19 protein-coding genes are annotated in these 19412 nt (G+C 71.4%); 5 read left to right on the top strand and 14 right to left on the bottom strand.

The window, feature by feature from the left end:
- Positions 1-75 precede the first annotated feature (75 nt).
- Complete coding sequence (locus OHB00_RS08040) at positions 76-567, top strand: hypothetical protein (protein ID WP_406432694.1); 492 nt, start codon at positions 76-78, stop codon at positions 565-567.
- An 11-nt stretch (positions 568-578) separates the two neighbouring features.
- Here OHB00_RS08040 and OHB00_RS08035 read toward each other — a convergent pair whose 3' ends face one another.
- Positions 579-794 carry a dodecin gene (locus tag OHB00_RS08035; RefSeq protein WP_365701560.1) on the bottom strand — a complete coding sequence of 72 codons (216 nt, stop codon included), beginning with the start codon at positions 792-794 and terminating at the stop codon, positions 579-581.
- Between the two features lie 228 nt (positions 795-1022).
- Between OHB00_RS08035 and OHB00_RS08030 the strand changes: the two genes are divergently transcribed.
- Positions 1023-2252: an extracellular solute-binding protein gene (locus OHB00_RS08030; protein ID WP_406445665.1), complete on the top strand. Its 1230-nt coding sequence runs from the start codon at positions 1023-1025 to the stop codon at positions 2250-2252.
- Between the two features lie 129 nt (positions 2253-2381).
- On the opposite strand, the gene egtD is transcribed toward OHB00_RS08030, so the two are convergent.
- From egtD to egtA, 4 genes are read right to left on the bottom strand one after another with little or no spacing between them, the layout of a single operon-like run.
- The gene (gene egtD, locus OHB00_RS08025; protein ID WP_406432692.1) at positions 2382-3344 is read right to left on the bottom strand and encodes an L-histidine N(alpha)-methyltransferase; all 963 of its coding nucleotides are present in this window, start codon (positions 3342-3344) and stop codon (positions 2382-2384) included.
- Positions 3341-4192, bottom strand: a complete 852-nt coding sequence (egtC, locus tag OHB00_RS08020; protein WP_406432690.1) for an ergothioneine biosynthesis protein EgtC — start codon at positions 4190-4192, stop codon at positions 3341-3343. Before egtC ends, egtD begins: the two co-directional genes overlap by 4 nt.
- A complete protein-coding gene (gene egtB / locus OHB00_RS08015; protein ID WP_406432688.1) occupies positions 4192-5517 on the bottom strand; it encodes an ergothioneine biosynthesis protein EgtB in 1326 nt (441 codons plus the stop codon). Before egtB ends, egtC begins: the two co-directional genes overlap by 1 nt.
- Positions 5514-6845 carry an ergothioneine biosynthesis glutamate--cysteine ligase EgtA gene (gene egtA / locus OHB00_RS08010; RefSeq protein WP_406432686.1) on the bottom strand — a complete coding sequence of 444 codons (1332 nt, stop codon included), beginning with the start codon at positions 6843-6845 and terminating at the stop codon, positions 5514-5516. The genes egtB and egtA overlap by 4 nt, the downstream gene beginning before the upstream one ends.
- 278 nt (positions 6846-7123) lie before the next feature.
- On the opposite strand from egtA, the gene OHB00_RS08005 reads away from it, so the two are divergent.
- Positions 7124-7963 (top strand): TIGR02452 family protein, encoded by an 840-nt coding sequence (locus OHB00_RS08005; RefSeq protein ID WP_406432684.1) that lies wholly within the window; start codon positions 7124-7126, stop codon positions 7961-7963.
- 129 nt (positions 7964-8092) lie between these two features.
- On the opposite strand, the gene OHB00_RS08000 is transcribed toward OHB00_RS08005, so the two are convergent.
- Positions 8093-8542: a type II toxin-antitoxin system PemK/MazF family toxin gene (locus tag OHB00_RS08000; protein ID WP_406432682.1), complete on the bottom strand. Its 450-nt coding sequence runs from the start codon at positions 8540-8542 to the stop codon at positions 8093-8095.
- A gap of 19 nt (positions 8543-8561) precedes the next feature.
- Positions 8562-9362 carry an alpha/beta fold hydrolase gene (locus tag OHB00_RS07995; protein ID WP_406432680.1) on the bottom strand — a complete coding sequence of 267 codons (801 nt, stop codon included), beginning with the start codon at positions 9360-9362 and terminating at the stop codon, positions 8562-8564.
- Between the two features lie 61 nt (positions 9363-9423).
- Between OHB00_RS07995 and OHB00_RS07990 the strand changes: the two genes are divergently transcribed.
- Complete coding sequence (locus tag OHB00_RS07990; RefSeq protein ID WP_406432678.1) at positions 9424-9837, top strand: MarR family winged helix-turn-helix transcriptional regulator; 414 nt, start codon at positions 9424-9426, stop codon at positions 9835-9837.
- Positions 9838-9888: 51 nt separating this feature from the next.
- Here the strand turns inward: OHB00_RS07990 and OHB00_RS07985 are convergent, their stop codons facing one another.
- The 3 genes from OHB00_RS07985 to OHB00_RS07975 all read right to left on the bottom strand — a co-directional run bounded on the left by OHB00_RS07985 (position 9889) and on the right by OHB00_RS07975 (position 13268).
- On the bottom strand, positions 9889-11379 hold the full coding sequence (locus OHB00_RS07985; protein ID WP_406432676.1) for a flotillin family protein: 1491 nt from the start codon (positions 11377-11379) through the stop codon (positions 9889-9891).
- A gap of 133 nt (positions 11380-11512) precedes the next feature.
- Positions 11513-11731 (bottom strand): hypothetical protein, encoded by a 219-nt coding sequence (locus OHB00_RS07980; RefSeq protein WP_365683335.1) that lies wholly within the window; start codon positions 11729-11731, stop codon positions 11513-11515.
- A 112-nt stretch (positions 11732-11843) separates the two neighbouring features.
- Positions 11844-13268 carry an amidase gene (locus tag OHB00_RS07975; protein ID WP_406432674.1) on the bottom strand — a complete coding sequence of 475 codons (1425 nt, stop codon included), beginning with the start codon at positions 13266-13268 and terminating at the stop codon, positions 11844-11846.
- A gap of 223 nt (positions 13269-13491) precedes the next feature.
- On the opposite strand from OHB00_RS07975, the gene OHB00_RS07970 reads away from it, so the two are divergent.
- Positions 13492-14880, top strand: a complete 1389-nt coding sequence (locus OHB00_RS07970; protein ID WP_406432672.1) for a glycoside hydrolase family 43 protein — start codon at positions 13492-13494, stop codon at positions 14878-14880.
- A gap of 170 nt (positions 14881-15050) precedes the next feature.
- Here the strand turns inward: OHB00_RS07970 and OHB00_RS07965 are convergent, their stop codons facing one another.
- The 4 genes from OHB00_RS07965 to OHB00_RS07950 all read right to left on the bottom strand — a co-directional run bounded on the left by OHB00_RS07965 (position 15051) and on the right by OHB00_RS07950 (position 19335).
- A complete protein-coding gene (locus tag OHB00_RS07965) occupies positions 15051-15377 on the bottom strand; it encodes a hypothetical protein (protein WP_406432670.1) in 327 nt (108 codons plus the stop codon).
- Between the two features lie 362 nt (positions 15378-15739).
- Entirely contained in the window at positions 15740-17470 is a 1731-nt protein-coding gene (locus OHB00_RS07960; protein ID WP_406432668.1) for an RICIN domain-containing protein, read from the bottom strand.
- Between the two features lie 63 nt (positions 17471-17533).
- Positions 17534-18343, bottom strand: a complete 810-nt coding sequence (locus tag OHB00_RS07955) for a carbohydrate ABC transporter permease (RefSeq protein ID WP_406445663.1) — start codon at positions 18341-18343, stop codon at positions 17534-17536.
- Positions 18344-18351: 8 nt separating this feature from the next.
- Positions 18352-19335: a carbohydrate ABC transporter permease gene (locus tag OHB00_RS07950; RefSeq protein WP_406432666.1), complete on the bottom strand. Its 984-nt coding sequence runs from the start codon at positions 19333-19335 to the stop codon at positions 18352-18354.
- Positions 19336-19412 lie beyond the last annotated feature (77 nt).

Here is a 19412-nt window from a genome sequence, read left to right as displayed (position 1 = left end):
CGCCGGGGCGGGGCGCCGCGAGGCCGCCGTCGGCCGTCCGGCGGTCCGGGGTCATCCCCGTTCTAGGGTGGCCGGGTGACAGAGAGCAGTACGCGGCCGATCGCCGTGTTCGACATCGACAACACCCTCGCCGACACCGCCCACCGGCAGCGGTTCCTGGAGCGCAGGCCGAGGGACTGGGACGCGTTCTTCGCGGCCGCGCCGCACGACCCGCCGATCGCCGAGGGGATCGCGCTGGCCGTGGCGTCCGCCGAGGAGTGCGAGATCGTCTACCTCACCGGGCGGCCCGAGCGCTGCCGGCGCTCCACGCTGGACTGGCTCGCCGCCCATGGGCTGCCCGAGGGGCGGGTGCACATGCGGCGCAACGCCGACCGCAGGCCCGCCCGGCACACCAAGCTGGAGATCCTCGGCCGGCTCGCCGAGCGGCGCGAGGTCCGCTTCCTGGTCGATGACGACGAATTGGTGTGCGACGCCGCCGAACGGGCCGGGTTCACCGTCGTACGGGCCCGCTGGGCCGACCGCTCGGCGGCGCTGGAGCAGGCCCAGGAGGGGGAGGGACGGACCTGACGGTGGCCCCCTCAGTCCTCGTCCTCGATGCGGAAGCCCACCTTCAGGCCCACCTGGTAGTGCTCGATCTGGCCGTTCTCGATCTGCCCCCTGACCTGCGTCACCTCGAACCAGTCGAGGTTGCGCAGGGTCTGGCCGGCGCGTGCGACACCGTTGCGGATGGCCTGGTCGATGCCCTCGTGCGAGGTGCCGACGATCTCGGTGACCCGGTAGGTGTGGTTCGTCATCGAAAAGCTCCTCTCGTCGTCACTCCACCGTGCCGCATCCTCAAGCGGAGCGCGAGGCGTCGGTTCCGAAACGCCTACAGCTCTTGACCCTCCGTATTGGTCCATACCAAAATCCCGTACACCCGTATGAGCACCTGGTGCTCCTTCCCCCACGCCGGGCCCCTTCGCCTGTCCACAGACAGAACAGGAACCGCCGTGAGACCTCGCCGACCGCTCGCCCTCGTCTGTGTGTCCGCCGCCCTGCTGAGCGCCTGTGGAGTGCTGCCGGGCCAGGGAGGCGGTCGGCACACGGTCACGGTGTGGCTGATGCGGAACAGCGCCTCGGCGGACTTTCTGCGCCGGTTCACCGCGGACTTCGAGCGCACCCACAAGGACATCCGCCTGGAGATCCGCATCCAGGACTGGACCGGCATCGTGGACAAGGTGCAGACGGCGCTGAAGAGCGACGCCGACGACGCGCCCGACGTCATCGAGGTCGGCAACACCCAGGTCCCGCAGTACGTCGAGGACGGCCGGCTCACCGACCTCACCCTGGAGTCGATGCGCGACTGGGGCAAGGACCACTGGCTGCCCGGCCTCGCCGAGCCCGGCCGGGACGACTCCCGCCAGTACGGCATCCCCTGGTACGCCGCCAACCGGGTCGTCATCTACCGCAAGGACCTCTTCAAGAAGGCCGGGATCACCGCCCCGCCGAAGACCCGTGAGGAGTGGCTGACCGACACCGAGAAGCTCAACTCCGGTGGCAGGCAGGGGATCTACCTCGCCGGACAGGACTGGTACACGCTCTCGGGGTTCATCTGGGACGAGGGCGGCGACCTTGCCGAGGAGACGGACGCCGGCTGGAAGGGCACCCTCGACAGCCCCGCCGCACTGCGCGGGATGGACTTCTACCGGCGGCTGCAGGCCCTCGGCAGGGGGCCCGTCGACGCCGACGAGGAACACCCGCCCCAGGCGCAGGTGTTCGCGGGCGGGCAGGTGGCGCAGATCGTCGCGGTGCCCGGCCTCGCCCAGTCCGTCGTGCAGGAGAATCCCGAACTCAAGGACGAGATCGGGTACTTCCCGGTGCCGGGTCTCAGTGCGGACCACCCCGGCGCCGTCTTCACCGGCGGCTCCGACCTCGTCGTACCGCAGAACACCGACCGGCCCTACGACGCGACCGCCGTCGTCGGCGCGCTGACCGGTGCCAAGTGGGACACCGAGCTGGCCCGCACCATGAACTACGTGCCCAACAAGACCACGCTGGCCGGCGCGGTGGCCGGGGAGGAGGGGGTCGCCGCCATGGCGGCGGGTGCCGCGCGAGGGCGCGCGACCCCCCACACCCCGGACTGGCCGGCGGTGGAGGCCGACAACCCGATCAAGGGCTACATGACCAAGGTGCTCGGCGGAGCGGACCCCGCGACCGAGGCCCGCCGCGCCTCCCGGCGGATCACCGAACTGCTCGCGCCGGACTTCGGGTGAGCGCCCCACAGGGGCGCGGGGCCGCATTGCATGTGCGGCTGCCGCCGCGCGGGCGCGAGCAGTCACGACGGCGCCGCGGACGACCGACGACGTGGCGCGGCACGTCCAGCGGAGCGCACGGCGGTCGACTCAGCGGGCGACGCTCAGGGAGAGCGCGAAGCGGCCCTGTGAGTCGGTCCACCAGTTGGTCAGCTCCAGCCCCGCGCGTGCCAGCTCGGCGGTCACTCCCTCCCGCCGGAACTTCGCCGACACCTCGGTGCGCAGTTCCTCGCCCGCCGCGAAGTCCACCGCGAGGTCGAGCGCGGGCACCTTCACGGTCTGCGCCACCCGGGAGCGCAGCCGCATCTCGATCCACTCGTTCTCCGCGTCCCACAGGGCGACATGGTCGAAGGCGCCCGGGTCGAAGTCGGCGTCCAGCTCCCGGTCGACGACGGCGAGGACGTTCTTGTTGAACTCCGCCGTCACCCCGGCCGCGTCGTCGTACGCCCGGACCAGCACCTCCTCGTCCTTGACCAGGTCGGTGCCGAGCAGCAGCGCGTCGCCGGGCGTGAGCAGCGCGCGTACCGAGGCCAGGAACGCGGCCCGCTCGGCGGGCAGCAGGTTGCCGATCGTGCCGCCGAGGAACGCCAGCAGCCGGGGCCCCGGCGTGTCCGGCAGCTTCAGCCGGCCGGTGAAGTCGGCGATCAGGGCGTGCACGGTCAGCCCCGGCCGCTCGGCGACGAGCGCCTGGCCGGCCTGCGTCAGCGCGCTTTCGCTGACGTCGACCGGTACGTACACCTCAAGTGCGGTGAGCGCGTCGATGAGCAGCCGGGTCTTCTCGGAGGAGCCCGAGCCCAGCTCGACCAGAGTGCGGGCGCGGCTCGCGGCGGCGATCTCGCCGGACCGGGCGCGCAGGATCTCCCGCTCGGCCCGGGTCGGGTAGTACTCGGGCAGCTCGGTGATCTGCTCGAACAGCTCGCTGCCCCGGGCGTCGTAGAACCACTTCGGCGGCAGCGTCTTGGGGGTGGCGGTGAGGCCGGTCAGGACATCGGCGCGCAGCGCGGCGTCCGTCGCGTCCTCGGGAAGGGTGCGGGTGACACGGAAGGGACTCACGTACAGGGCTCCTTCGGGAATGTGGGCGCCCCCGCCCGGACGGAGCCGGGAGCGGGGGATGGTGCCGGGTCCTCGACCGGGTTCTCGACGTGTTTCTCGACCGGGTTCTCGACGGGCGCGAGTGTGACGCCCGCGCGGCTCGCGGTGAGCAGCGTGCGGTCGGGGACCTCCTGCCAGCGCGGGTCGTCGTCGTACGGCTCGGAGGCGACGACGGTGCGCCGGCCGGGTTCCGAGAGATAGAAGAGGCTGTCGCCCCAGGCGGTGGCGGCGATGGTCTCGCCGTCGGTGAGGAGCAGGTTCAGCCGGGCGGAGGGAGCCGCCTCGGCCACCTGCTGAACCGTTTCGGCGAGGGCTGGGCCCGGTGCCGTGCCGGAGCGCAGCCGGTCGAGGGCAAGCGCCCAGACGAACGCCGAGTCGGTGCGTGCCTCCATCGACAGCAGGTCGGCCGGGGGCAGCAGCGGGACCAGGGGCGCCAGGGACCGCGGCCAGCCGGGGACGGCCCCGTTGTGGCTGAACAGCCAGCGGCCCGCGGCGAACGGCGCCGCCGCGGCCTCCGCGTCCGCGCCCGCCAGGGTCGCGTCCCGTACCGCGGCCAGCAGCGCGCCGGTCCGTACGACCCGGGCCAGGTCGGCGAAGGACTGGTCGGCCCAGATCGGCCCCGCCCGCCGGTACCGGGCCGGCTGCGGATCCGCCGGGGCGTACCAGCCCACCCCGAAACCGTCCGCGTTGACCGTCCCGTACCGCTGCCGCCGGGGTGCCCACGACTGCCGGTAGAGGGAGTGCTCGGGATCCACGAGGAGCCGGCCGAGCGGCTCCTCGGGCCCCAGGCAGGCCAGGTGACGGCACATCAGGCGGCCTCCGCCGTGCGGGCGGTGCGGAAGCCGGAGAAGATCTGCCGCCGGATCGGGTAGTCCCAGTTGCGGAACGTGCCCCGGCAGGCCACCTGGTCCACGGCGAACGAACCGCCGCGCAGCACCTTGTACTCGGGGCCGAAGAACACCTCCGAGTACTCCTTGTACGGGAAGGCGGCGAAGCCGGGGTAGGGCAGGAAGTCGCTGGACGTCCACTCCCAGACGTCACCGATCAACTGCCGCACGCCCAGCGGGGACTCGCCCTGCGGGTAGCTGCCCGCCGGAGCCGGGCGCAGATGCCGCTGGCCCAGGTTGGCATGGTGCGGAGCCGGGTCGGCGTCGCCCCACGGGTAGCGCCGGGACCGGTTCTCGCCCGGGTGATGCCGGGCGGCCTTCTCCCACTCGGCCTCGGTGGGCAGCCGGCGCCCGGCCCAGCGGGCGTAGGCGTCCGCCTCGTACCAGCACACGTGCAGGACGGGCTCCTCGGGTGGCACGACCTCGGTGACCCCGAACCGGCGGCGCAGCCACTGGCCGCCCTCCCGGTGCCAGAACTGCGGCGCGGAGATGGAGTGCTGCCGGATGTGCGCCCAGCCCGCCGGCGTCCACCAGCGCTCGTTCTCGTAGCCGCCGTCCGCCATGAACTCCAGGTACCGGCCGTTGGTCACCGGGACGGTGTCGATCCAGTAGGGCGCCACCTCCCGCCGGTGCGCGGGGCGTTCGTTGTCCAGCGCCCAGGGCTCGGTGGAGGTGCCCATGGTGAACGGGCCGCCGGGGACCAGGACCTCGGCGGGGCCGGTGAACGGCGGCGCCGGGGCGGGGTCCGGGGCGGTCAGGGCCTGAGGGCCCTTGCGCAGCTGATGGGTGATCAGCATCGTCTCGTCGTGCTGCTGTTCGTGCTGCGCGATCATGCCGAAGGCGAACCCGGCCTCGGTCAGCCGGGTGCCGCTGAACGCCGTGCTCTCCAGCAGGTCGAACGCCCGGCCGCGCACCTCGGCCGCGTACTGCCGGGCCTCGGCGGGCGGCAGCAGCGGCAGCGAGGGCCGCTCGGAGCGCGGATGCTCGAAGGCGTCGTAGAGGCTGTCGATCTCGGGGCGCATCGCCTCCCGCCCGCCCACGTTGCGCAGCAGCCAGAGTTCCTCCTGGTTGCCGATGTGCGCGAGATCCCAGACCAGCGGGGACATCAGCGGGGAGTGCTGGGCGGTGAGGTCGGGCCCCTCCACGCAGCTGGTCAGCAGCGTGGTGCGGTCGCGGGCCGTGGTCAGGGACTTCAGTGCCCGGTCCCGCAGGGTCTCGATATCGATGTCGACGTCGGTCTCGGTCATGCGCTGATGTCCTTCCCATGGGCGCGACCGGCCGTGCCGCGCACTCCGTCCAGCAGGTCGTCGGCCGGGCAGCGGCCCCGCAGCACGTACCGGTCCCGGTACGCGGCCACCGCGTCCATGACCTCGGGGGTGGCGCCGAGCCTCGGCAGGGCCTCCAGCGCCGCCGTGAAACAGGCGACGGCGGCCTCGTGCAGCTCCGGGTCGCCGAGCCCGGTGCGGGCCGCGTCGAGCCACAGCGGGTTGTTCGGGGCGGGCCGCGGCCCCGCCCGCTCGGTCAGCGGTTTCACCGTCCGGTACGCGGTCTCGGCGGCCTCCGGGTCGTCGAACAGCGCCGCCGTCACCGCCAGCGGCACGATCCACCCGTCGTCGCCGGGCTGCGCGTCGATCATCCGCAGCTCCAGATGACCGCGCGGCCTGACCGGCGGGAACAGCGTGGTGAGGTGGTACGCCAGGTCAGTGCCGGTGGGCGGCGTCCCCGACCGGGTCCAGGCCCGGAAGGTCATGCCCTCGGGAACCTCCCAGGGGCCGCCGTCCCGCCGTACGCACATCACCGGTGCGTCCAGGACGTGCCGGGCCCAGGCGGTGCGCGGGTCGCCGTCCAGCGGGGGCGCGCCCGCGCGGCCCGCGCCGATCTCCATCCACAGCAGCTGCCGGGTCGAGACCCAGCCGGTGGGCCGGTTGCCGACCAGGGGGGAGTTCGCGAACGCGGCCACCAGCACCGGGCCCAGCTGATGGGCCAGCCACCAGCGCCGGGTGTACCCGAGCGGGCCGGGCTCCTCGTGGCCGGCGTCCAGGCAGACCTGGACGGACGCCGAGGCGCACATCATGTGGCGGCCCGCCGTGCCGGTGCGGTCCAGGCACGCCTCCATCGCGTCGTAGCGCGGCTCGCGCAGGAAGCGGCGGGGTGGGTGCCAGGGGTCGTGACCGACGCCCAGTATTCCGAGGTCCTGTTCGGCGAGGACCTTGCGGACGGCGTCCAGGTCGGCGGAGACGGTGCCCATGCACTCCATCAGGGAGGCGGCGGGCGGCGAGCTGAGCTCCAGCTGGCCGCCGGGTTCGACGGTGAGCGCCGACCCCAGGGGCACCGTGCGCAGTGCGGCGTAGGCCGCTTCGAGTCGTTCGGATGTCACCGGGAGCTGCGGCCCGCGCAGCTCGTGGACCAGCCATTCCACTTCGACCCCGAGGGTGCGGGGCGGGCCGGTCTTGAAGCAGATGCCCTTGACCAGAGCCTCCACCTCGGCCTCGGTGACAGCGGTGCGGTCGTCCGAGAAATCGGTCTTCACGGAGCCGTCGGTACAGTGACCGCCGTCGGATATCGCGTCGGACATGTAGGGATCCTCCTGAGATTCCACCATGCCACCGCCCCGGCCGTGGACGCGTCCGGGACGGCATCGTCCGTTCCACCCAAGACCGTCGCGTCCATTCGCACAAGGGCACCTATAGGGACGTTCTGGATCGGTAACCTCTGCTTCCTTCTGCGTTTCCGGCCGTTTCAGGCCAGGGAAACTCCGTTGCACGGCACCACCAGCATCGCCCAGGATGCGTGCATGAGCACGACGGGGGAGGCCGCGCGGGCCGCGGTCATGGCGTCCACGGGGGTGGCGCCATGAGCGCGCGCCTGCGCGGTGTCGCACGGCAGACCGAGGAGATCGTGGCGGCCGGGCGCTACCGCGCGCCCGACGGCCGCGAGGTCCACCTGGCGGCCGGCATCGCGGCCGCACGGGCGGGAACACGGCTCTACGGCCCGGACCCGGTCCCTGTTCCGGACCCGGTCCCTGTTCCGTCCGTCCCCGGCCTGGACGCCGTCTTCGAGGTCACCGGTGAGAGCAGCCTGGAGGCCGCCCGCCGCCTCGCCGACGCCCCGGTGGCCGTCCTGAACTTCGCCTCGGCCCGCAATCCGGGCGGCGGCTACCTGAACGGCGCGCAGGCGCAGGAGGAGGCCCTGTGCCGTGCCTCCGCGCTGTACACGTGCCTGCGCGAGGCCGCCGGGTACTACGAGCACCACCGCGCCCACCGCGACCCCTTCTACACGGACCGCGTGATCCACTCACCGGCCGTCCCGGTCTTCCGCGACGACCGCGGCGCGCTGCTCGCCGAGCCCTACCGCGCGGGCTTCCTGACGGCCGCCGCGCCCAACGCGGGCGTGATCCGCCGTACGGCCCCGGAGCGGGCCGGCGAACTGCCGGACGCCCTCGCCGTACGCGCCGAACGGGTGCTGGAGGTGGCCGCCGCGCACGGCTACCGGCGATTGGTCCTCGGCGCCTGGGGCTGCGGGGTGTTCCAGAACGATCCCGCACAGGTGGCGGGCGCCTTCCGGGAACTCCTGGGCCCCGGCGGGCGGTTCGCGCGAACTTTCGACCACGTGGTGTTCGGGGTCCTGGACCGCACGCCGGGATCCGTGGTCCGGGCCGCCTTCGCGGAGACGTTCCGGACCGCTGAGGTTTGAAGTCGGCTGCGGGGCTGCGCCTCTTAAGGGGCGCAGCCCCGCAATCGATATGCGGCTAACGCCGCGTGGGCGCGACCAGCCCCCACCGGCCCGCGGTAGGCCTACTGCGCAACCAGGGGAGCGCCCGGCTCAGTTCCAGCCGTAGCGCTCGTGCAGCCGGTGGCGTACGAGGTTGAAGCGGCCCCGGTCGAGGGCGCAGGCCTCTCGGCGCATGCCGTCCTCGTGCAGGCGCAGGACGCGGTCCACGTCCACCCAGGAGTCCCGCCCGGTACGGTCCCAGGGGCCGCTGCCGATCGCCACCCACTCGCGGTCGTTGTCGTGCTGCTTGCTGGACAGCTGGACGGCGAGCAGAGTGCCGGCCGGCTCCCGGGCGACGACCAGTACCGGCCGGTCCTTGCCCCGCCCGTCGTTCTCCTCGAAGGGCACCCAGGTCCAGACGATCTCACCGGGGTCGGGGTCGCCGTCGTGGGCGGGGGAGTACTCGGTGTGCACCTTGCCGACCTCGTGCGGGTCGGCCTCGGTGGTCGCGGTGGGGCCGTACCGGCCCGGGATGTTGTCGTCGTCGATAAACGCAGTCACGAGGGCACCCTAAGGGGCCTCAGCCTGCGAGGACAGGCGGGGTGCCGGTGCGGCGCAGCTCCGCTTCGATCAACCCGGCGGTCACGTCGGGGCGTTCGATGTGCGGAAGGTGACCGGCCTCCGGGATCGGCTCGAACCGGCCCTGCGGGAAGGCCTTGGCATAGGCCGCGCCGTATGAGGGCGTGACGATGCGGTCGCTCTCGCCCCAGATCACCAGCGCGGGCTGCCGCACCCGCCCCAGCCGGGGCAGCAGCTTCGGGTCGGTCATCCGGCCGCCGTCGGTGAGCAGCCGCATGGTCGCCATGTTGGCCTGGCGGCGGGCGAGTTCGGTGGCGGGGAGGGTGGCCGGGTCGACGTAGAAGCGGTCCGGGTCGTGCCAGGAGTGCTCGGCCTGGGCGCGCGCGTCCAGCGCGAAGAAGTCCGTGACCGGCTCGCCCTCGATCTCCGCGCCGACCGCGTTGACCAGGACCAGGCCGGTGATCAGCCCCGCCGTGTCGCGTACGGCCATCTCGGCGGCGAGTCGGCCGCCGAGCGAGGAGCCGATGACCAGGACGTCGCTCAACTCACTGTCCAGGAGCAGGTGGAGGTAGGCGACGGCGAGGTCGTCGACGCTCGTCAGCCAGTCGGGGCGCGGTGTGCCGTCCCAGCCGGGGTGGACGGGGGTGACGGTGTGCGCCGACTCGGCGAGGCGGGCGGCGAGCCCGGCGACCGTGGCGGGGCCGCCGCCGCCGTGGAGGACGAGCACCGGGCGGCCGGAGCCGGCCTCGGTCAGGGAGAGGGGGAGGTCGGGATACACGTGGGCGATGCGGTTCGTCGTCATGCCGCCAATCTAACTAAGGATGTTTACTTAAACAAGCTTAGTCATCGGTTACAGTGGAGCCATGCACGATGACCTGCACGTTCTCGGAAGAGCGGTGAAACAGGCCCAGTACCGGCAGCACCGGGCGCTGGACAGCGCGCTCGCGGCCGTCGGCACCACCCTCGCGCAGTGGGACGCGCTGCGTGCCATCGACCGGTCGCCGGGCGCCTCGGCGCGCGAGCTGGCCGCGGCCACCTTCCAGAGCGAGCAGGCCTTCGGCACGCTGGTGGGCCGGCTGGCCGCGCAGGGCCTTGTGGAACGGCGACCGGGCCACGGGCGACGCATCCGACACCATCTCACCCCCGACGGGGAGCGGACGCTGGCGGCCGGGCACGGCGTGGCCGGCGAGGTGCTCGCCGACTGCTTCGCCGGGCTGTCGGCGGCGGAACGGGCGACGCTGCTGGAGCTGCTGCGGCGGCTCAACGCACAGGAGTGAGCGCGCGGGTGCCCCCGGCCGCGGCCGAGGGCACCCGCTGTCTCGCGGCTGCTACTCGCCGTCCTGCTCCACCGGAACCTTCTGGGACTTCGGGGCGGTGACCCCGTTGAGGATGGGCGAAGTCCCGGCCGGGTCCTGCCCGTTCGGGTTCATCGACGCGAGGAGCTGGCGGGCGAGACCGAGCCCCGTGCCGCCCATCGTGAGCGCCTTCGCGAACAACTCCGCCATGCCGTCGGCGCCGTTGAGCAGCACCATGTTGTCGACGTTGCCGAAGGCGGAGGCCCCCGCCTTGACGATCTCCGGCCAGTTCTCGGCGAGTTGCTGGGCGACCACGGCCTCCTGGTTCTCCGCGAGGGCGGCGGCGCGCGCCTTGATCGCCTCCGCCTCGGCGAGCCCCTTGGCCCTGACCGCCTCGGCGTCCGCCAGACCCCTGGCCTGCGCGGCGGCCGCCTCGGCCTCACCGGTGGCCCGGGTCGCCGCCGCGGTCGCCGTACCCCGGGACTTGGTCGCCTCGGCGTCGGCACCCGCGGCCGCCTTGACCCGGGTCGCCTCGGCCGCGGCCGCCAGCTCCGTCTCCTTCGCCTTGGCCTGGGCCGCCGAGATACGCGCGTCACGCTCGGCCTCGGCCAGCGTCCGCTTCTCATAGGCCTTGGCGTCGGCCGGCTTGCGGACGTCCGCCTGGAGCTGCTGCTCGCGCCGGTGCGCCTCCAGCTCGGCGACCCGCGTCTCCTGGACCACGACCTCCTGCCGGGCGGCCGCGTCGGCGAGCGGACCGGCCTGACGGGACTGGGCCGCCGCCTTGTCCCGCTCGGCCTGGTAGCCGGCCTGAAGGATCTCGCTGTCCCGGGTGGCCTCCGCCATCCGGGCGAACGACTGCTGCTCCGCCTCGGTGGCGAGACGGTTCGCCTCCGCCTGCGCGATCCGCGCGTCCCGCTGGACGGCGGCCGCGTGCGGCATCGCCAGGTTCTGGATGTACCCGGTCGGGTCCTCGATCTCATGGATCTGCAGGGAGTCCACGATGAGCCCCAGCTTCTCCATCTCCGTGCCGCAGGCGGCCCGGGTCTGTCCGGTGAGCTTGTCCCGGTCGCGGATCATGTCCTCGACCGTCAACCCGCCCACGATGGACCGCAGATGACCCGCGAACACGTTGTGCACCCGCTCGGACATCATCTTCTGCTGGTCCAGGAAACGGCGGCCCGCGTTGGCGATCGACACGAAGTCGTCGCCCACCTTGAAGATGACCACACCCCGCACCTTCAGCGGAATGCCCTGCTGGGTCACGCAGTCCACCGACAACTCGGTCTCGTTCAGGTCCAGGGAGAGCTTGCGCACCGCCTGCACGCCGGGCAGCACCAGCGTGCCGCGCCCCGTGACGATGCGGAACCCCATGCCTTCCTCAAGACCCTCGGTCCGATGCTTCGAACCGGAGATGATGAGCGCCTCGTTCGGCTCGGCCACCCGCCACATCATCTTGAACACACCGATCAACACGAGAACGGCGAGAACCGCCGCCCCCGCAACGACGCCGACAACCATCGGCATACGCCCCCTTTGCATGGTGCCCTTTCGGCACCGAACGAAGGGAGTGTGCGCCTGTGCGAGCGCCGGGTGAAGACGCGGGCGATTCCTTGTTGCAGTCTTGACGCATACGCCCCTCACCTGGGGCTATGCTCGCTCAACTGTCGTACGCGGGCGTGACGTAGACCGTCCGTGGCGGCAGGTACTCGACCACCATCACGACCGTGCCCCGCTCGAACCGGCCGGTGCCGTCGGCGGCGTACGCGAGGAAGTGCTCGGCGCCCCCGCGGACCCGGACCATCACCTCGCCGACGAGCCCGGGCCCGACCGTCCCGGTGACCCGTCCCATGAGCCCGACCATCGACGCATCGTCCATGGTCAGAGGGTACGGTCAGGTCAAGCGGGAGGAAAGCCGCCTGCTCCGGCGTGGCCGGCGGTTCCGCCTTGTGCGGCCGGGGACCTCGCCCTGTCCAGCCGAAGACTTCGCCCTATGCCGCCGGGGAGTCCGCGGGCACGGGCTGCGACGGCCAGAGGTCGTGCCAGCGCAGTTCCGCCTCCAGCTGGGCGGCGACGGAGACGAGCAACGGCTCGCTGTCCGCCGGGCCGAGCAACTGGGCGCCCACCGGCAGGCCGTCCCCGGTGAATCCGGCGGGCACGTTCACCCCCGGCCACCCCAGCACGTTCCACGGCCAGGCGTAGGGGCAGGCGGCGATCATCGCCCGGTCGGTGGCGAACTGGCCCAGCCCCAGCAGCGCGCCGACGCGGGGCGGGGGAGCGGCGGTGGTCGGGGCCAGGATCACGTCGTACGACGTGAAGAAGCCGCCGATCCTGGCCCGCAGGGTGGCCTCCGCACGCCGGGCGGCCCGCAGCGGGGCTCCGCCGAGCAGCCGGCCCAGGCGGGCCGCCTCCAGGGTGCGCCGGTCGAGAAGGTCCGGGTGCGGTGCCTCGCGGACGCGTTCGGCGATCCCGACCGTGGCGCGGGGCACGAAGGTGAGCCCGATCTGGCCGTAGGGGGGGTCGGCCTCCTCGACGGTGTGGCCCAACGCGGCCAGCTTTCCGGCCAGTTCGAGGACGCGGGTGCGCACCTCCGGCTGGAGGCGGGCGGGCAGGGCGGTGAACGGCGGTTTGAGGGAGAGGGCGATGCGCAGCCGCCCGGGGTCGCGGCCGACCGCGTCGGCGAGCGTCAGCCGGCCCGGCTGGTGCGGGTCCTGCGGGTGGTTCCCGCCGGCCGCGTCCAGCAGCAGGGCGGCGTCGGCGACCGTGCGGGCCAGGGTGCCGTTGACCGTGATGCCCTGGAAGGACTCGCCGCGTGGCCAGGTGGAGATGCGGCCGCGCTGCGGTTTGATGCCGACGAGGTGGGTCCACGCGGCCGGGATGCGCACGGATCCGGCGCCGTCCGAGCCGAGCGCGGCCGGTACCAGCCCCGCGGCGACGGCGGCCGCCGACCCGCCCGAGGACCCGCCCGGGGTGTGCTGCGGCTGCCACGGATTACGGGTGGCGCCGAAGGCCGGCCCCTCGGTGAACGGCCATTGGCCGAGCTCGCAGGTGTTGGTCTTCCCGACGATCACCGCCCCGGCCGCGCGCAGCCGCCGTACCGCCTCCCCGTCCTCGGTCACCGGCGGGAAATCGCCCCGGCAGCCGAAGGCGGTCGGCTCACCGGCCACGTCCGTGTCGTCCTTCACCGCGACGGGCACCCCGAGCAGCGGCCGGCGCACTCCGGCGGCCAACTCCCGGTCCGCGGAGTCCGCTTCGGCGAGGGCCGCGGTACGGCGCACGATCCGGAAGGCGTTGAGGGAGCCCTGGGTGGCATCGATGCGTGCGAGACACGACTCGACGAGTTGACGTGACGTCAGTTCACCTTCGGCCAGGGCGCGTACGGACTCGGCGAGGCCTGTGGAACGGTCGTACGGCATGCGGGGACCCACCTCCGGGGCGCTGCGTTTACCGGAGAGTAACGTCGATCGGGCCTCCGCAGGACAGGTTTCGCACAGTCGGCGTTCAGCCGGGCCCCAGTCCTGTGCAAGGTATTGACGTGAACCTGCCGCAACTTTTACTTTTGCGCGACTTATCGAACCAAGTTCGAAATGCCGAACGCGTCGCTGTGTCCGCGTCTGCACGAGCCCCCGGAGAGCCGCCGTGACCACACGTCCCCCCACCCCCTCCCGCCGCACCCTGCTGCGCGCGCTGGCCGCCCTGCCCGTGACGGCTCTGGCTCTGGGCGAACTGCCCGGCCTGCTCGGCGCGGCCGAGGCCACCGCCCCCGCGAACGGCTACGCCACCCGTTACACCATCGTGCCGTTCCTCGACAGCGACGACGGCACGGTGAACGTCTACCAGTCCGACGACGCCACGGATTTCCGCCTCCTGCAGGCCTCGGCCTACACCCCGCCCGGCAACCGCATCCGCGACGCGAGCGTCTTCAGGCACACGGACAGCTACTACTACATCACCTACACCACCCACACCTGGCAGGACGAGAGCACCACGATCGGCTTCGCCCGCAGCGCCGACCGGGTCAACTGGACGTTCCTGTACGACTACACGATCCCGATCACGGACCTGTCCCGCGCCTGGGCGCCGGAGTGGTTCGTGGACAGCGACGGTAGTGTCAACGTGATCGTGTCCTGCTCGACGACGGACGACGAGTGGATCTTCACCCCGTACGTCCTGACCGCGACCGACTCCGCCCTCACGGCGTGGACGTCACCGACCGCCCTCTCCGGCATCGGCGCGAACCACATCGACACGTACATCGTGAAGGCCGGCTCGACGTACCACGCGTTCACGAAGAACGAGACGGCGAAGTACATCGAGTACGGCACGGCCACCAGCCTCAAGGGCCCCTACACGATCTCCAGAACCGGCGACTGGGCGGGCTGGGGCAGCTACCGTGAGGGCCCCTCCGTGATCCAGCTCGACAACGGCGGCTGGCGGATCTTCTTCGACGGCTACGGCGACGGCAACTACTACTACAGCGACAGCTACGACACGTTCGCCACCTGGACCACCCCCACGGCCCTGCCCACGCTCTCCGGCACGGCCCGCCACTTCACGGTCGTCAAGGAGACCGTGGCCGGCGGCGCGTCGCCGACGAAGAACGCGACCCGCTCCTTCCAGTCGGTCAACTACACCACCAGGTACTGGGAGGAGGTGTCCTCCCTCCTCAACCTCCCCGTGGTGACCGGGTCCAGCGCCACGGCCGACAAGCAGGCGGCCACCTTCACCATGGTCGCGGGTCTCGCCGACGCCAACGGCTACTCGTTCCGCGACGCCGCCGGCAACTACCTGCGCCACTACGGCTTCCGGGGCCGCTTCGACGCGAACGACGGCACGACGGCATTCGCCAGGGACGCCACCTTCATCGCCCGCACCGGCACGACCACCGGCTCGGTCCGTTTCGAGTCGTACAACTACCCCGGTTACTACCTGCGCCACTACGACTACCAACTCCGCGTGAGCCTCTCGGACGGCACCGACCTGTTCCGCCAGGACAGTTCGTTCACGCCGGTGACCTCCTGGGCCTGACCTGCGGGTCTCCCAATAGTTCCGCGTTCTGCTCGATTTCCCGATTTCCCGCGGAGATCTGCAGTTGTGGTCCACTGGGCCTGGCGAGTACCGGAACGCTCGCCGGGTCCTGGCCGCCACGGCTGCGAGGCGGCCGCCGTGGCGGTCGGTGCTGGTGACCTTGGGAGCGTTCACGCCTCCGCGATGATCCGGATCTTCAGGCGGTCGTATTCGGCAACCGCGTCCGGCACGTGATCGAAGTAGTCGTCCCAGAAACCCGGCCGCTGCCACTCCCGGGGCGCGAGGGTCAGCCAGCCGTTCCCCAGCCCGGTGACCCAACAGGTCGGCATCCGGTCGGACACGATCTCGAACATGTCGGCGTCCCACAGTCCGGGCGAGTCGACATCATCCTGCCTCGCACTGCGGTCAGGAAGGCGGAACAGAATCCGCGCCCGGGCCGCGGACACTTCGAGGACCGGATACTCCTCGCCGATCCGCACACCCGGATGCTCGCTCACGACCGTCGAGGTCCCGGGCTGGATGATTCTGACGCATCGGACGATCACCGCCACAGCCTACGGAGTCCCGACTCGGTCAGCCTCACGGCCCGCGGGCGATGACACCAGCGTCGTGTCCAGGTGCCGCTCGACACCCATGAGGGCTCTGTCTGGCTTGCAGGTCTCTTTCCGCGAAGCCGCTCTTTCCGTGCTGGCGCGGCTCTGAGCGGTCTTCGACTGACCGGGTGCTGGTGGTCTTCCAGCCCACCGGCGTCCGGTTGTTCCTGCACCTGCTGTGAGTGCATCCACCCGCTTTTCGTTCTGGATACGGGGTGGCCCCGCGCCGGCCGGGGAGGGCGGGCGCGGGGCCGTGGTCGGCTGGGTCAGCGGGCAGTGAGCTTCCAGAGGTGGTCGGCCGTGCCGTTGTCGGTCCACTGCAGGACCTGGGCGCCGGACGACGTGCTCATGCTGGTCACACCCAGCAGGAGGCCACTGTTGTAGTTGGCGATCTTGTAGTAGCCGCTGCCGTCCGGAATCAGCTGCCACAGGTGATCGGCGGTACCGTTGTCGCCCCAGATCAGCGCTGTTCCGCCGTCGCTGGTGCTCATGCCGTTGATGCCGAGCAGCAGACCGCCGGCCTGCTGCTGGATCTTGTAGAGGCCGTTTCCGGCGGACACCAGGGTCCAGTTCTGGTCGGTGCCGGTGGTGGAGGTGGCCTGGACGACGGCGGTGCCCTGGGCGGTGCCGGCACCGGTGGTGTCCAGGGCGAGGCCGCTGTTCTTGTTGGTGATCTGGTAGCGGCCGGCGAGTGAGGTGGAGGTGCCGGTCGGGGTGATCACCAGGTGGTAGCCGTCGGTCGCGTTGGTGGCCACCGGAACGGTGATCTGGCCGTTCGAGACCGTGTAGTCGGTGTCCGAGATCGTGATCGGGGCGGACACCGCCGTCGTACGTCCCTTGGACGGCGTGTACTCCAGCTTCACGTGCACCGTGCCGCTCAGCGCCGACACCGAGCCGAGGCCCTTGACGGTGACCGCGCTCGCCCCCTTGCCGCCGCCGAAGATCACGCTGAGCTGCCTGCCGTCACCCGAGAGCGAGGCGGCGCCGTCTATGCCGGTCTGGGCCGGCGGCGTGGTGACGAGCATGTTGCCGGACATGTCGCCGTACCACTTGTAGAGCCAGTACGAGCCGTTGGGCGAGCCGCCGGTGTCGGTCAGGGTGTCGCCGAGGGTGCCGTAGTGGTTCCAGAAGGCCAGCTCGGCATCGTGCACGCCCGCACGCTCGAACTTGGCGACATAGCCGATCAGCGATCCGGGCACGCCGATCTCGCTCGTGGTGCCGTACTCCTCGATGGCGATGGGCCGCGGGCTGATGCCGAGGCTCGATTCCAGCGAACGGTACGCCGCCACGTGCGCGGCGATGTCCTGTGAGCCCTGCAGCTCATGCCAGGAGATGATGTCCGGGACCGTGCCGGACGCCTTGGCGTCGGTGAGGAAGGTGCTCATCCAGCTCTGGTTCCAGGCCGAGTAGCTCGGCCCCTGGACGGGAGTCGTGGAGTCCTTCGCACGGACCTCGGCGTACGTACGGGCCCAGCCGGCGTCGAAGGAGCCGGCGTCGGTGGTGTCCCAGGTCCAGTCGGGCTCGTTCCACAGCTCGTACGCGGCGATGTTGGTGGCGCCGGAGGACTTCACCGAGGCGACCTGCTTGTCCACGGCGGACAGCCAGTCGCTCCAACTGACCCACTTGTAGGGGAAGTCCGGGTACCAGTCCGGCATGCGTACGACCACCTTGGCGCCCGCCTTGGCCGCCTTGGCGGCCACGACCAGGGCGTCGCCTGCCGGTTTCGGCTCTCCGTTGGGCAGCTGCGAGCCGCCCGGGGCCATCTGCACGAAGGTGTTCGGCTTCAGCGGGGTGACCAGGCTGTCCGCGGGGGTCGTGGCGTCCGCCAGGCCGTACAGGCTGCCGGTCGCCACATGGGTGACGGAACGTAGGGTCTGGTCGGCGTTGACGACCAGGGTGGTGGCGGACGTGGGGGCGGCGTGGGCGGGGCCGGCCGCCGCCAGGGCGGCGGTGAGCGCGGCCGCGCCCAGGAGGGCGAGGGGTCTTGTGCGGCTCATGGCGAGGTTCTCCTCGAATGACGCGGGAAAGGGATGCGGCCCCCGGAGGGCGGGGCCGGCGGCTCAGTCCTTGACGGCGCCCGCGGTGACACCCGCGGCGACGTAGCGCTGGGCGAGTACCAGCAGGACTGCTGCGGGGATCGACGCGACGACGGCGGTGGCCATGATCGCGTTCCATTCCTGGTTGTTGTTGCCGATGTACTTGTAGATGCCGAGGGTGATCGGCCTCAGGTCGCCACCGCCGTCGAGGGTGTTGGCGAAGACGAAGTCGGACCAGGCCCACAGGAAGCTGAAGAGCGAGACGGTGACCAGTGCGTTGCGGCTCACCGGCAGCACGACGGACCAGAAGGTGCGGAAGGTGCCGGCGCCGTCGATCCGGGCGGCCGAGACGAGTTCGCCGGGGATGCCCGACATGAACGCGGTGAAGATCATGACGCCGAAGGGCACGGCGATGGTGGAGTCCGCGATGATCAGTCCCCACCAGGAGTTGAGCAGACCGAGGTCCAGGAAGATGCCGTAGAAGCCCATGGCCATGACGATCCCGGGGATCATCTGGGCGACGAGCAGGGTCAGACCGAGCGCCCCGCCGCCGCGCGGACGCAGCTTGGCCAGGGAGTAGCCGGCCGGGGCGGCCAGCACGAGGGTCAGGGCGACCGTGCCCAGGCCGATGAGCAGGCTGGTGCCGAGGTAGGGCATCTGGTCGTCGAGGACGGCCTTGTAGCCCTCGAAGGTGGGGTGCAGGGGCAGCAGGTCGGGCGGGCTCTTGCGCATGTCCTGCTGCGGGGTGAGGGAGACGTTGACCATCCAGTACACCGGGAAGAGCATCACCGCGGTGAGCAGCACCCCGATGACCGTGTACGTCCTGCCGCGCATGGGGGAGTTCACGCTTCCTGCCTCCTCTGGACGCGGATGTACAGCAGCCCGAAGACGAGGGCGATGAGGATGAGGATGTTGCCGACGGCCGCGCCCGGACCGAACTTGGGGAGCAGGGTGCCGAAGCCGAGCTGGTAGGACCAGGTGGCCAGGGTGGAGGAGGAGTCGCCGGGACCGCCCTTGGTCATGATCCAGATCAGGTCGAAGACCTTGAGGGTGTAGACGAGCCCGAGGAGCAGGGTGATCGCCGACACCGGGCGCAGCAGCGGGAAGGTGATCCGGCGGAACTGCTGCCAGGCGCTCGCCCCGTCCAGGGACGCGGCCTCGTAGAGCTCGCCCGGGATGTTCTGCAGTCCGCTGTAGAGGATGACCAGGTTGAACGGGATGCCGATCCAGATGTTGGCGATGATGACCGAGGTCAGCGCCCAGCTGGGCGAGTCGAGCCAGTCCACCGGTGCCACACCCACCAGGTGCAGGGCGTAGTTGATGACGCCGGACTCGCTGTTGAACATCCATGACCAGGTCGACGCCGACACGATCAGCGGCAGCAGCCACGGGATCAGGAACAGTGCCCTGAGAGTGCCGGCCAGCCGGAAGTGCCGGTTGAAGAAGACCGCGAGGGCGAGCCCGGCCGCGTACTGGAACGCGATCGACACGAAGGTGAAGACCAGCGTGTGGCGCATGGCCGGACCGAACGTCGGGTCGTCGAGGACGGTCCGGAAGTTGTCCAGACCGGAGAAGGGCGCGTCGCCCGCCACGAACGACCGGACGGTGTAGTCGCGCAGGCTCAGGTCGAGGTTGCGGTAGAGGGGATAGACGTAGAAGGCGGCGAGGTAGACGGCCAGCGGCGCGAGGAACGCCAGTGCGGTCAGCCGGCTCCTGCGGCGCTGACGGCGCCGGAGTTCCGGCACGGTCGGCGACGCGGCGGTGCGGGTCGCCCCGGAGCCGGCCGGGGACCGCTGGGCGCGGCGGTCGACGCGGGCGATGGTCATGCGATCTCCTGAATGCGGGCGGCCTGCCCGGAGCGGGAGGGATCCGGACGGTCACGGTTGCCGTGGGACCGTCGGAC

This window comes from Streptomyces sp. NBC_00631 (assembly GCF_045206895.1).
GTDB lineage: Bacteria > Actinomycetota > Actinomycetes > Streptomycetales > Streptomycetaceae > Streptomyces.
Note: the sequence above shows the minus strand (reverse complement) of the source record. Positions and strands in the feature narration are given on the sequence as shown.